At 66.2% G+C, this 12,669-nt stretch carries 10 protein-coding genes; 3 read left to right on the top strand and 7 right to left on the bottom strand.

From position 1 onward, the window contains the following. Positions 1 to 144: 144 nt before the first annotated feature. On the bottom strand, positions 145 to 1,491 hold the full coding sequence (gene hisS, locus JOF48_RS15975) for a histidine--tRNA ligase (RefSeq protein WP_209682178.1): 1,347 nt from the start codon (positions 1,489 to 1,491) through the stop codon (positions 145 to 147). A gap of 219 nt (positions 1,492 to 1,710) precedes the next feature. On the opposite strand from hisS, the gene JOF48_RS15970 reads away from it, so the two are divergent. The 3 genes from JOF48_RS15970 (at position 1,711) to JOF48_RS15960 (ending at position 4,832) form a co-directional block, all read left to right on the top strand. Next, on the top strand, positions 1,711 to 2,520 hold the full coding sequence (locus JOF48_RS15970) for a peptidylprolyl isomerase (RefSeq protein ID WP_209682176.1): 810 nt from the start codon (positions 1,711 to 1,713) through the stop codon (positions 2,518 to 2,520). 118 nt (positions 2,521 to 2,638) lie between these two features. After that, positions 2,639 to 4,111, top strand: coding sequence for a DUF349 domain-containing protein (locus tag JOF48_RS15965; protein ID WP_342591276.1), 1,473 nt, complete (start codon positions 2,639 to 2,641; stop codon positions 4,109 to 4,111). A gap of 142 nt (positions 4,112 to 4,253) precedes the next feature. Further along, positions 4,254 to 4,832, top strand: a complete 579-nt coding sequence (locus JOF48_RS15960; protein WP_209682173.1) for a hypothetical protein — start codon at positions 4,254 to 4,256, stop codon at positions 4,830 to 4,832. On the opposite strand, the gene JOF48_RS15955 is transcribed toward JOF48_RS15960, so the two are convergent. The 6 genes from JOF48_RS15955 to ruvA all read right to left on the bottom strand — a co-directional run bounded on the left by JOF48_RS15955 (position 4,829) and on the right by ruvA (position 12,627). After that, on the bottom strand, positions 4,829 to 7,141 hold the full coding sequence (locus tag JOF48_RS15955; protein WP_209684663.1) for a RelA/SpoT family protein: 2,313 nt from the start codon (positions 7,139 to 7,141) through the stop codon (positions 4,829 to 4,831). The genes JOF48_RS15960 and JOF48_RS15955 overlap by 4 nt on opposite strands. 216 nt (positions 7,142 to 7,357) lie before the next feature. Continuing rightward, positions 7,358 to 8,362, bottom strand: coding sequence for a protein translocase subunit SecF (secF, locus tag JOF48_RS15950; protein ID WP_209682170.1), 1,005 nt, complete (start codon positions 8,360 to 8,362; stop codon positions 7,358 to 7,360). Beyond that, a complete protein-coding gene (gene secD / locus JOF48_RS15945; RefSeq protein ID WP_209682168.1) occupies positions 8,362 to 10,137 on the bottom strand; it encodes a protein translocase subunit SecD in 1,776 nt (591 codons plus the stop codon). Before secD ends, secF begins: the two co-directional genes overlap by 1 nt. 94 nt (positions 10,138 to 10,231) lie before the next feature. Next, positions 10,232 to 10,675, bottom strand: a complete 444-nt coding sequence (yajC, locus tag JOF48_RS15940; RefSeq protein WP_342591275.1) for a preprotein translocase subunit YajC — start codon at positions 10,673 to 10,675, stop codon at positions 10,232 to 10,234. 177 nt (positions 10,676 to 10,852) lie between these two features. Then, positions 10,853 to 11,992, bottom strand: a complete 1,140-nt coding sequence (gene ruvB / locus JOF48_RS15935; RefSeq protein WP_245346575.1) for a Holliday junction branch migration DNA helicase RuvB — start codon at positions 11,990 to 11,992, stop codon at positions 10,853 to 10,855. A gap of 2 nt (positions 11,993 to 11,994) precedes the next feature. After that, entirely contained in the window at positions 11,995 to 12,627 is a 633-nt protein-coding gene (gene ruvA, locus JOF48_RS15930; RefSeq protein WP_209682165.1) for a Holliday junction branch migration protein RuvA, read from the bottom strand. Positions 12,628 to 12,669: the final 42 nt, after the last annotated feature.

Below are 12,669 nucleotides of genomic sequence, written 5' to 3'. Positions count from 1 at the left end.
GGTGTTTCGCGGCGGCGCAGATCGGGCACGAGAGCCCCGCTCCCCCTCCCTTCCAACATCTATGACGCACTTACTGCACGAAAACGGCCACGGAAAGCGCCTTCCACTGCAACAAGTGCGTCATAGATGCAAAGGGCAGCGCGGTTACGCCTTGACGATCTGCGGCGTCAGGTCCTCGGCCGGGGGCGTCCAGGCGGCGGGGTCGGCGGCAACCTGGTCGCCGGAGCGGATGTCCTTGACCTGGTGGGCGCCGGTTTCATCGGTGAACCAGACGAAGGGGATGCCGCGCTTGTCGGCGTACTTGATCTGCTTGCCGAACTTGTCGGCCTTGGCGGCGACCTCCGTGGCGATGCCGCGGGCGCGCAGCGCTGCGGCCACGTCCTGGGCGTCGGACCAGGAGTCCTCGTCTGCCAGGGTGACCAGCACGGCGGTGGGGACGGAGCGGGAGGCCTTGGCGAATTCCTGGCTCAGGATGCGTGCCACGAGGCGGGTGACGCCGATGGACAGCCCGACGCCGGGGAACTTGCGGTTGCCCTTGGAGGCGAGGGCGTCGTAGCGGCCGCCGGAGCAGATGGAGCCCAGCTGCTCGTGGCCCACCAGGACGGTTTCGTAGACGGTGCCGGTGTAGTAGTCCAGGCCGCGTGCAATGGAGAGATCGGCCACAACGGAACCGGGGGCGCTCTTGACGGCTGCGGCGATGACCTGTTCGAGCTCGTTCAGGCCTTCCTCCATCAGTTCGTCGGTCACACCCAGGGCACGCACGGCGGCAACGAAGGAGGTGTCCTCGGTGCGGATGGAGGCCAGCGCCAGGGCCTTGGCAGCCTGCTCGTCGCTGGCACCCAGCTCGGTCTTGAGCAATTCCGCAACCTTCTCGGCGCCGATCTTTTCCAGCTTGTCGATGCTGCGCAGGACCCCGGCCGTGTCGGTGAGGCCAATGCCGCGGTAGAAGCCCTCGGCCAGCTTGCGGTTGTTGATGCGCAGCTTGAAGGCGGGGATGGGCAGTGCGGAGAGCGCCTCGGCGATCACCAGCGCAAGTTCCACGTCGTAGCGGAAGGGCAGGACGCCGTCGGCCACCACGTCAATGTCAGCCTGGGTGAACTCGCGGGCACGGCCCTCCTGGGGACGCTCGCCGCGCCACACCTTCTGGATCTGGTAGCGGCGGAACGGGAAGGAGAGGTAACCGGCATTCTCCACCACGTAGCGGGCGAACGGCACCGTCAGGTCAAAGTGGAGGGCCAGGGCGTTGGGATCGTCCTTGGCAGCAACCGCGGTGTTGCCGTCGTCGTCCTGCAGGCGGGAGAGGCCGTACACCTCCTTGTCGATCTCGCCCTTGCGCAACAGGTGGCCCACGGTTTCCACGGCCCGGGTCTCAATGGAGCTGAAGCCGTGCAGCTCAAAGGTGCGGCGCAGGGTGTCCAGCACGTGCTGCTCCACCAGCCGCTCCTCGGGAAGCCACTCGGGAAAACCGGACAAGGAGGCGTTGCGTGCCATGGGTGTTGCTCTCCTAACATGCAGCGGACCCGTGCAAGGGGCCGGTGCGGCGGGGCGGGTAATCGTCACGGTGCGCTTCATGATCCCCTGTGTGGGGGCGAGTCATGGGTAAACTGGCACCGGCTGCCATTTTATAAGGTTTGGCCGCGCACCCCTAACCCGCCCGCCCGGCACCGCTGTGGCAGGTGTACATACCGCTCAATTGAAGGAGAGGCACCCTTGGCCAGCAGCAAGAAGACCAGCCGGGAAGCAAAGGCACGCGTTGCCCGCATGGAGGCCAACCAGGCCATGTACCAGGAGCAGGTGCAGCGCCGCAAGCGTGACAACCTGGTGGCCATCATTGCCATTCTTGCCGCCGTGGCCATCGCCTCGGTGCTGGCCCTGACCGTGTTCGCCCCCAAGGACGGCACGGACGCCGCCGCGGACAGCACCGCCACGCCGACGGCCACCGCCTCCGCCGATGCCACGCCCAGCGCCACGCCGAGTGCGCAGGAGACCAACAGCGCCGGCGTCGCCAGCGCGGACACGGCCAAGGGCAAGACCTTCACCGGAACCCTGACCCTGAACGGCCAGCCGATGGGCGTGGAGCTGGACGGGACCAAGGCGCCCCAGGCCGCCGCCGTGTTCAAACAGCTCGCCGACGAGGGCTTCATGACGGGCAAGAGCTGCCACCGCCTGACCAACTCGCCCGACTTTGAGCTGCTCCAGTGCGGTTCCCTGAAGGGCGACGGCAACGGCGACCCCAGCTTCCAGTGGGGCCCGGTGGAGAACTCCCCCGCCGACGGAAAATACCCGGCTGGCACCATTGCCGTGGCCCGCGGCAACGGCACCTACACCAACGGCACGCAGTTCTTCATCACCTATGGCGACACCACGCTGCCCCAGGACACGGGCGGCTACACCATTGTCGGCAAGGTCACCAGCGGCCTTGATGCGGTGAAGGATATTGCCGCCGGCGGCATCGAAGGCGGGGCCTCGGACGGTGCACCCACCACCAAGGTGACGATAGACTCGTTCCAGCTCAACTAATTTTCCACCCGGCCTGCACCGCCGCGGGCAGCCGCCTGCAGCAGCGCACGCACCACTGCGGTCCCGGCCAGGCCGATGCAGCACCCACCAATTTCCATCCAGCGAAAGACTTTTAGCGGTGACACACAGTCAAGAATCCGACGAAACAACTGCCACAACACCAGCAGAACCCGTAACGGAGAATGCCCCTGTTGACGGCACGACGGCGGCAGCTCCCGTCCCGGCGCCGGCTGCGGTTCCAGCCCCCTCACCATCCCCGGCTGCCTTCGCGGCCCGGCCCAAGTCCCCGGCCCCGGCCGCGGTTCCGGCAACGTCCGCCCCGGCAGTGCCCGCCGTCGATCTCACCGAAGCCGCCAAGTTCGGCCGCGCCGAGGAAGACGGGCACGTGTTCCTGATCCTGGACGGCGAAGAGTTCCCGGTGGGCCAGTACCCGGGCGCCAGCAAGGACGAGGCGCTGAGCTACTTTGTGCGCAAGTTTGATGACATCGTCGCCCAGCTCGCACTGCTGGAACAGCGTGTTGAGGCCAAGGCCCCCACCACGGACATGAACAAGACCGTGGCGCACCTGCGCGAGCAGCTGGGCGAGCGCACCTCCGTGGGCGACGTCAATGCCGCACTTGCCCGCGTGGACGCACTGGAGCAGAGCATCAAGGAGCTGGCGGCCGCCGAGCGCGCCGCCCACGACGCCGCCCGGACCGTTGAGCTGGCCGCCCGCGAGGCAATTGTTGCCGAGGCCGAGGCCATTGCGGCCGGCGACCCCGCAACGATCCAGTGGAAGGTCAGCAGCGCCCGCATGAACGAGCTGTTCGAGTCCTGGAAGCAGGCCCAGAAGTCGGGCATGAGGCTGGGCCGTGCCACGGAGGAAGGCCTGTGGAAGCGGTTCCGCAGCGCCCGCACCGTGTTCGACCGCCACCGCCGCGCGTATTTCTCGCAGCTGGACAACAACAACGCCGCCGCCAAGTCCGCCAAGGAGGCGCTCATTGCCGAGGCGGAAGAGCTCGCCAGCTCCACGGAATGGGGCTGGGCTGCCGGGGAATACCGCCGCCTCATGGACCAGTGGAAGGGCTCCCCGCGGGCCAGCCGCAAGGACGACGACGCACTGTGGGCCCGTTTCCGTGGAGCCCAGGACAAGTTCTTTGCCGCCCGCCAGGCCGCCAACAGCGCCCTGGACGAGGAGTTTAGCGCCAACCTGGTGGTCAAGGAGGCCTTGATCGCCGAGGCCCAGGCACTCCTGCCGGTGACGGACCTGAACGCCGCAAAGAAGGCGCTGCAGAACATCCGCGACCGCTGGGAGGAAGCGGGCAAGGTGCCGCGCGCCGACATGCAGCGCGTCGAGGCCGGCCTGCGCAAGGTGGAGGACGCCGTGCGCGCCGCCGACGAGGACAACTGGCGCCGCAGCGACCCCGAGGCCAAGGCACGCACCAGCAGCGCCCTGAGCCAGCTCGAAGCCACGATTGCCGGGTTGCGCGAAGACCTGGCGAAGGCCGAGAAGGCCGGCGACGCCCGCAAGGTGGCCAAGGCCACCGAGGCACTCGCCGCCCGCGAGCTGTGGCTGGAACAGGTCCAGAAGGCTGCAGCCGACTTCTCCTGACACCGTCCCGCCGCGGTTTCCCCCATCATTCCGGGGGCGCAGGGGCAGGAGTTTAACGCAAGTAAAAGGCCTCCGGGCCGGGTTTTCCACAATCCGGTCCGGAGGCCTTTTGCTTTGCCCGCAGCCGGGGCAGTGTGGAGGGATGAACCCTTCGACAGCCCTGCTGGTCCCCGGCGGTCAGTTCCTCCTCGGGGAGCTGCACGCCATGAAGATTGACGGCGTCCTGGCCCCGGTGGCCGGCGACGCCTTCCGCATTGCCCAGGGGGAAGAGAGCGCCGGGCACCGTGCTGCTGCGCTGTTCAACCAGGTTCCGGCCGCCCTGGCGCCCCGTGCGGCGCTGGGCCAGCTCAGTGCGGCCTGGGTCTACGGCTGTGCTCCCCCGCCCGAAACCGTGGCACTGCTGGTCAATCCCGGAGGGCGCAGCGCAGCCCTGCCTCCATTCAGCGGATGCACGCTGCGCCAGGTCCGGCTGGGTCCGCAGGACGTGGTCACCATTGGCGGGGTCCCTGTCACCAGCCCGTTGCGCACGGCGCTGGATGTGGCTCGCTCCGCCCCGGCGTCAGCGGCCCGGCCCGTGCTGGAAGCCATGGCCCGCACCCCCTCGCTGCACTGCCCGCTGCCCCGGATCAGGATGGCACTGCTCGCCGCAGCGCATGTGCCGGGCAAGGTCCGTGGCCAGGCCCTGGTGCAGGAAATGATCGACGGCGGCCCGCTGCGCTAGGCGCGGCGGTGGCTCCCGGTGGATCGGTACACGTCGAAAACGCCGTCGATCCTGCGCACGGAGTTCAACACGTGGTCCAGGTACTTGGGATCGCCCATTTCAAAGGCGAACTTTGACACCGCCACCCTGTCGCGGGAGGTGTGGACGCTGGCGGCCAGGATGTTCACGTGGCTTTCGGAGAGCACGCGGGTGACGTCGGAGAGCAGGTTCTTGCGGTCCAGCGCCTCCACCTGGATCTCCACCAGGAACACGCCCGACTGGGTGGGCGCCCAGTCAACGTCGACCAGCCGGCCGGGCTCACTCTTCAGGTGCATGAGGTTGGGGCAGTCCTGGCGGTGGACGGAGATGCCCGAGCCCTTCGTGACGAAGCCGCCAATGGGATCCGGCGGCACGGGCGTGCAGCAGCGGGCCAGCTTGACCAGGACGTCGCCGACGCCGTGGACAATGACGCCGGAGTCGGAGACCCGCGGGCGTGTGTTGGAGACGTGGGTGTCGATGGGGGCCGGAGCGTCCTCGATGTCATCGTGCGGGCCCAGGATGTCCCGCAGACGCTCCACGACGGACTGTGCGGAAGTGTGGCCGTCTCCCACTGCGGCATAGAGACCGGCGATGTCCACGTAGTGGAAGTGCTCCGTGACGGAAAGCAGAGCCTCGTGGGTCATCATCTTCTGCAGCGGCAGGTTCTGCTTGCGCATGGCCTTGGTCAGCAGCTCCTTGCCCTTTTCAATGGACTCGTCGCGGCGTTCCTTGGTGAACCACTGGCGGATCTTGTTCCGTGCCCGGGCGCTCTTGACAAAGTTTTGCCAGTCCTGGCTGGGCCCGGCACCCTCGGCCTTGTTGGTGAAGATCTCCACGGTGTCGCCGTGGGCCAGCTCGCTGTTGAGCGGAACGAGCTTGCCGTTGACCCGGGCGCCGATGGTCCGGTTGCCCACCTCGGTGTGCACCGAGTAGGCGAAGTCCACGGGAGTTGAGCCCTCGGGGAGGGCGATGACCCGACCCATGGGGGTGTAGACGTACACCTCCTTGGAGTTCATCTCATAGCGCAGCGACTCCAGGAACTCGTTGGGGTCGGAAGTTTCCTGCTGCCAGTCGACCAGGGTCCGCAGCCAGTTCATGTCCTCCTGGACACTGACCGGCGCCTTGTTGCCGCTCTTGTACTTCCAGTGGGCGGCGACGCCGTATTCGGCGCGCTGGTGCATTTCCAGGGTGCGAATCTGGATCTCCACCAGTTTTCCGCCCGGGCCCACCACCGTGGTGTGCAGCGACTGGTACATGTTGAACTTGGGCAGCGCAATGTAGTCCTTGAAACGGCCCACGAGCGGGCTCCACAGGGCGTAGATCTGGCCCAGCGCCGCGTAACAGTCGCCCACGGTGTCGACGATGACGCGGACGCCGATGAGGTCGTTGATGTCGTCAAAGTCCTTGTTGCGCACCACCATCTTTTGGTAGATGGAGTAGTAGTGCTTGGGCCGGCCGGTGACATCAGCCTTGAGCTTGGACACCCGGAGCATCTCGACGATTTCGCGGCGGATGATGCTCAGCTGCTTCTCGCGCTCCGGGGAGCGGTCCTGCACCATGCGCACGATTTCCTCGTACACCTTGGGGTACAGGGCGGCGAAGGAGAGTTCCTCCAGCTCCCACTTCATGGCGTTCATGCCGAGGCGGTGGGCCAGCGGGGCGAAGATGTCGAGGGTTTCCCGGGCTTTTTTGCCTGAGGAAGAGGCGGAAACAAAGCGCCAGGTGCGGGCGTTGTGGAGCCGGTCGGCAAGCTTGATGACGAGCACCCGGATGTCCTTGGCCATGGCGATGACCATCTTTCGCACGGTCTCGGCCTGCGCGGCGGCACCGAACTCAACCTTGTCCAGCTTGGTCACACCGTCCACGAGCATGGCGATTTCGCTGCCGAAGTCCCGTTCCAGCTCGGCCAGTGTGTAGGGGGTGTCCTCCACGGTGTCATGCAGCAGGGCCGCGGCAAGGGTGCTGCCGGTCATGCCCATCTCGGCGAGGATGGTGGCAACGGCCACGGGATGGGTGATGTAGGGGTCGCCGCTCTTGCGCTTTTGGCCCTCGTGGTATTTTTCCGCCACCGTGAAGGCGCGCTGGATCAGCTCGAAGTCTTCCTTGGGGTTCCGGGCCCGCACAATGCGCAGCAGCGGTTCCAGGATCGGCGAGTAGCTTTCCGTGGACCAGCCTGTCAGCCGGGCCAGCCGTGACCGTGTCCGTTCGCGCCTGCCCGGGAATGTGGGCCGCGGCTCCGCCGGGCGCACGGGGGTGGCACCGGCTTCCGTTGTTCCGGCCTGGCCGGCCATGACTTCATGCGAGGGCGATTCATCGTTCAACGCATTACCTCCCTCACGCACTTGCTCACCATGCGCCCCCGCTGCGGGGCATTACCCCAGTCTAAGGTGCGATTGCCGTGAATGTTGACCAAAACAAAGCCGGGGCAGGATGACTGGCATCCAACCCCGGCTTTCTTCCCGCAGCCATGCTGCGCCCGCACTCAGGCGGGCCGAAATGCGAAGCCGCTATCCGGCGTCGACCGTTTCAGGCGCTTCGACTGCACGGCGCTGCTGGACCTTCTTGGCCTGCTTCACCAGGTCGGGCTCGTGTTCGCGTAGCAGGGAGTACAGCGGCGCGGCGACGAAGATCGTGGAGAAGGTGCTCACGATGATGCCGATGAACAGGGCGAGGGAAAGGTCGCGCAGGGTTCCCGCGCCAAGGAGCAGGGCACCGATGAACAGGATGGAGCCCACCGGCAGCACGGCCACCATCATGGTGTTGATGGAGCGGACCAGCGTCTGGTTGACGGCCAGGTTGACTTCCTCGGCGAAGGTCCGGCGCACCGACTTGTCGATGTCTGCCGTGTTTTCCCTGATTTTGTCGAAGACCACCACGGTGTCGTATAGCGAATAACTCAGGATGGTCAGGAAGCCAATGATGGCCGACGGCGTCACCTCGAAGCCCGACGCCGCGTAGACGCCCGCCGTCACGACCATGACGACGAGCAGGCCCACAATGGCGGCAATGGACATGCGCCAGGTCCTGAAGTACAGGGCCATGAGCACGGTGGCCAGGAGCACGAACACGAAGAAGCCGATGACGGCCTGTCGCGAAACATCCTGTCCCCAGGTGGGGCCGACAAACGTTGAGGTGATCTCATCCTCGGACACGCCATAGGCGGTCTTCAGTGCGTCCTTGACGGCGATCGTCTGGTCGTCGGTGAGCTTGTCCGTCTGGACCTGCATGGTGTCGGCGGCTATGTTGGTGACGACGGCGGCGGTGCCGGGGATGGCCTCGGCCACGGCCTTTTCACCGATTGTGACATCCGTGTGGGTGACGGCGGAGACGGTGAACTGCGAACCGCCGCGGAACTCGATGCCGAAGTTGAAGCCGCCGCCCAGGATGGGGATCAGGATGGACAGGACCACGAGGACGCCGGTGATGGAGAACCAGATCTTGCGCTTGCCGATGAATTCGTAGGACCGTTCACCGGTGTACAGCTCGTTGCCGAATGTGGCGAAACTCTTCATTAGTTGTTCTCCTTGGAGTCGTCACTGGAGCCGGATGTGGACGCACCATTGCTTCGCCCGCCGGTGCCCGCCATTTCCTTTTCCTTGGCGGCCAGGCGGCGCTCGGCGATGGTCTGGCGGCGCTCCGCCTCGCCCGCTGCACGCGCATTCTTGCCCTTGGCAACCTCCAGGGACTCCGCCGGGGTGCGGAAGCGTCCGGCACCGCGGTACAGCGGGACGGCGCCCAACTGCTTGGGGTCCAGGCCGGAGAAGTGGTGGCCCTCGCCGAAGAACTTGGTGCGGGCCAGCAGCATCAGTGTGGGGTGCGTGAACATGAAGACCACGATGAGGTCGGCCACGGCGGTCAGGCCCAGCGTAAACGCGAAGCCCTTGACGCTGCCCACGGACACGAAGTACAGGACCACCGAGGCCAGGATGTTCACGGCCTTGGAGGCCAGGATGGTGCGCTTGGCGCGGGCCCAGCCGTTGTCGACGGCGGCCACCAGGCCGCGGCCGTCGCGCAGCTCATCCCTGACTCGTTCGAAGTAGACGATGAACGAGTCCGCGGTCTGGCCGATGGCCACAATGATGCCTGCCACGCCGGCGAGGGACAGGCGGTAGTTCTCCGCCCAGCCGAGCAGCACGATGGCCAGGTAGGTCAGGACGCCGGCGATGACGAGGGAGATGATGGTGACAAAACCGAGCGCACGGTACTGGAACAACGAGTAAATGACCACCAGTCCCAGGCCGATCAGGCCGGCGAGGATGCCCATTTCAAGCTGCTGCAGGCCCAGCGTTGCAGAAATCTGGGTTTCGCTCTGGATGTCAAAGCTGATGGGCAGTGAGCCGAACTTCAGCTGGTCCGACAGGGCCTTGGCACTGGCTTCGGTGAAGTTGCCGGTGATGGAGGACTGGCCGTCGGTGATGACAGCCATGGAGGCCGGTGCCGAGATGACGCTGTCATCCAGCACGATCGCGAAGCGGGCCTGGGGGTCGTTCGGGTTCACCAGGTACTTGCCATTCAGGCGCTGGGTGACTTCCTTGAAAGCCTGGGCGCCATCCGGCTTCTCCAGGGTCAGGTTGACAGACCACTGGTTTGTGGTGGCCCCCTGGGCACCCTGCTGCAGGCCGTAGGAGGCGTCCTTGATCCACTTGCCGGGGATTTCCACCGGGCCGAGGATGTACTTGATGCCGGAGTCAGGTTCACAGCTGACGAGCGGCTTGTCGGCGTCCGAGGTGGTGGGCCGCTCGGTCAGCGGCGCGATGCAGCTGGTGGCCTCATATTCCTTCATGACCGCGGCATCCACCCAGTTGGGGTCGCTGGCGTTCACGGGCTTGGCCGTGGGGACGGGCAGCTTGTCCTCGGGCGTGCGCTCGGCTTCAGGCACGGCACCCGAGGGGCCCTGGCTGGCGGCAATGACGGGGCGGAAGTTCATGTTGGCCGAGGCCTTGATGAGGTTGCGCTCTTCGTCCGTGGGCTTGCCGGGCATGCTCACAACAACGTTCTTGCCGCCCTCGGTGGAGATCTGGGCTTCAGACACACCGGAGCCGTCCACGCGCTGGCGGATGATGGCGACGGCCTGGTCCAGCTGCTCCTGGGTGACGGCTCCGGAGCCCTCCACCTTGGGCTGCAGAATCATCTGGGTGCCGCCCTCAAGGTCGAGGCCAAGCTTTGGCGCCCAGGAAATGGCGCCGGCAAGGACACCGCCGCCTACTGCCAGGGTGCATGCAATGATGATCGCCGCGAGCCACAGCAAGGTTCTGCGGGCTGCCGACGTCGGACCAGTTCGTACCATCAAGGGATCCTTCTATTGATCACGGGTTGTGAACATGGCAAGGCTGCTGTGCCGGCGCTTGCGCGGGGCACAGCAGCTGCCAACCCGGATAAGGCTAGTTGTCTTTGTTGTTTTCGTTGTTCAGGCGTTCCAGGGACTCCTCAACGGATTCCGCCTCGGGTGCCTTCTTCTCCAGCCCAATGGTCAGGGATGAGGCGTCGTCGGGGACAACCGCCTCAGCCTCGGCCGGCTCGATGATCTTCGCAACCGTCTGGCGGTGCACCGTGGCTGTGACGCCGGGAGAGATTTCCAGAACAATCTTGTTCTCTTCGTCGTCGATGGAGATGACCTTGCCGAAGAGGCCAAAGTTGGTCATCATGTCAACGCCGGGAGCCAGCTTGGAACGCTGTTCCTGCTGTGCCGCCTTGGCCTTCTTCTGCTTGCGGAGCATCATGAAGATGAGCAGCCCGAACATGGCGAACAGCAGCAGGTTCATGGGGCTCAAGAGGCCGGGTGCGGGCGCGGCGGTTGTTTCGGCCAAAATACTGCTGAAAGACACAGCTGGAGTTCCATTCGTTAAGTAAGTGGTGGCGGCCGGCGCCGTAAAACGTGCCGGACGTCATACCAGTGTAGTGGGTAAAGCTGGGCGCAACATGAAAGTTCCCGCAGAAGCGCCAAAATGACGCCCGTACCCAACGGGTCGGCCCGCCATCGGACCGGCCCGCAACAGGGAACGCTAGGGATCCAACTCGTCGTCGAAGGGCAGCATGGCGGCGGCCACCGCGTTGCCGGGCATCTTCAGGCCCAGGTGCTCCCAGGCCGCGGGGAGTGCGATGCGCCCGCGCGGGGTGCGGCCCAGCAGGCCCTCACGGACCAGGAAGGGCTCGGCCACGGTCTCCACCGTTTCGGTCTCCTCCCCCACCGCTATGGCAAGGGTGGACAGGCCCACAGGCCCGCCGTTGAACTTGTTGACAAGGGCCTCCAGCACCGAGCGGTCGAGCCTGTCCAGTCCGCGGACGTCAACCTCGTACATGTCCAGGGCAGCCGAGGCGGTGCGGGCGTCGATGGTCTCCACGCCGTGGACCAGCGCCCAGTCGCGAACACGGCGCAGCAGCCGGTTGGCGATGCGGGGCGTGCCGCGTGACCGGCCGGCGATCTCGGAAAAGCCGGCGCTGGTCAGTTTTAGGTCGAGCATGCCGGCGGAGCGGCGCAGCACAAGCTCCAGCTCCCCAACCGAGTAGAACTCCAGGTGGCCTGTGAAGCCAAAGCGGTCGCGCAGGGGGCCAGGCAGCAGGCCGGCACGCGTGGTGGCGCCCACCAGGGTGAAGGACGGCAACTCCAGCGGGATGGCGGTGGCGCCGGCACCCTTGCCGACGATGATGTCGACCCGGAAATCCTCCATGGCCATGTACAGCATCTCTTCGGCGGGGCGGGACATGCGGTGAATCTCGTCCAGGAAGAGCACCTCCCCCTCCGTCAGCGAGGAGAGGATGGCGGCAAGGTCTCCGGCGTGCTGGATGGCCGGGCCCGAGCTGATGCGCAGCGGCGCGTTCATCTCGGCGGCAACAATCATGGCCAGGGTGGTTTTGCCCAGCCCGGGCGGGCCGGACATGAGCACGTGGTCGGCGCTGCGTCCGCGGATTTTCGATGCCGCAAGGACCAGCGACAGCTGCTTGCGCACGCGCTCCTGGCCCACGAAGTCGTCAAGGTTCTTGGGGCGCAGCGCCGCTTCCAGTTCCCGTTCCTCGGGTTCGGCAATCGGGGCTGCCAGTTCCCCGGCACCCCGGCCGGCGGCGCTTCCGCCGTGGCCGCTGCCGGAACCGGCCAAGTTGATCTGCCCTGGGAGCAGGGGCGCTGCGTCGTCAGTGCCTGCCATGGCTACCGCCCACCGGCCCTGTTGCGGCTGGTGTCCTGGCCGAGCCAGCGCAGCGTGGCCCGCAGCACGGCGGGGACGTTGCCGCCGTCGGCCAATTCAGGCTCGGCCGCGACCGTGGCGTCGATGGCCTTGAGCGCATCCCGCTCGTTCCAGCCGAGGCTCGTCATGGCCGCCACCACCTGGTCCTTCCATTCCATGGCGGGCGCCGCCGCGGCCGGTGCGACGGCGGCTCCCGTGGGCTTGAGCTTGCCCTTCAGTTCCAGGACGATCCGGCCGGCGACCTTGGGCCCCACGCCGGGAACCTTGGTGAACGCCTTGGGCTCGGCATTGGCCACGCCGAGCCGGATGCTCTCCGGTTCAAGGACGGACAGGATGGCCAGGGCCAGGCGGGGGCCGATGCCGCTGACGCTGAGCAGCGTGTCGAAGACCTCGCGCTCATCCTCGCCGGCAAACCCGTAGAGCGTCATGGAGTCCTCACGCACGATCATGGCGGTGGTGAGGGTGGCCTCCTCCCCCAGCCGCAGCTCTCCGAGCGTTTTGGGCGTTGCATGGACCAGCATGCCCACCCCGTTGACGTCAATGACGGCCTGGGCGAGGGTCAGCGCAGCCACGGGGCCGCGAACAAAACTGATCATTGCTTATTGCTCCTGAAGGGTGTGGATCGTGCTGTTCACTCA

Source organism: Arthrobacter stackebrandtii (assembly GCF_017876675.1).
Classification (GTDB): Bacteria; Actinomycetota; Actinomycetes; order Actinomycetales; family Micrococcaceae; genus Specibacter; species Specibacter stackebrandtii.
This window is presented reverse-complemented; position numbering and strand designations above follow the sequence as displayed.

Excerpts from the sequence above, each read along its gene's own strand:
- hisS (WP_209682178.1), bottom strand. The coding sequence starts at position 1,491 with ATGGCACGCAACGCCTCCTTGTCCGGTTTTCCCGAGTGGCTTCCCGAG.
- JOF48_RS15960 (WP_209682173.1), top strand. The coding sequence starts at position 4,254 with ATGAACCCTTCGACAGCCCTGCTGGTCCCCGGCGGTCAGTTCCTCCTC.
- JOF48_RS15955 (WP_209684663.1), bottom strand. The coding sequence starts at position 7,141 with ATGGCCGGCCAGGCCGGAACAACGGAAGCCGGTGCCACCCCCGTGCGC.
- secF (WP_209682170.1), bottom strand. The coding sequence starts at position 8,362 with ATGAAGAGTTTCGCCACATTCGGCAACGAGCTGTACACCGGTGAACGG.
- secD (WP_209682168.1), bottom strand. The coding sequence starts at position 10,137 with ATGGTACGAACTGGTCCGACGTCGGCAGCCCGCAGAACCTTGCTGTGG.
- ruvB (WP_245346575.1), bottom strand. The coding sequence starts at position 11,992 with ATGGCAGGCACTGACGACGCAGCGCCCCTGCTCCCAGGGCAGATCAAC.
- ruvA (WP_209682165.1), bottom strand. The coding sequence starts at position 12,627 with ATGATCAGTTTTGTTCGCGGCCCCGTGGCTGCGCTGACCCTCGCCCAG.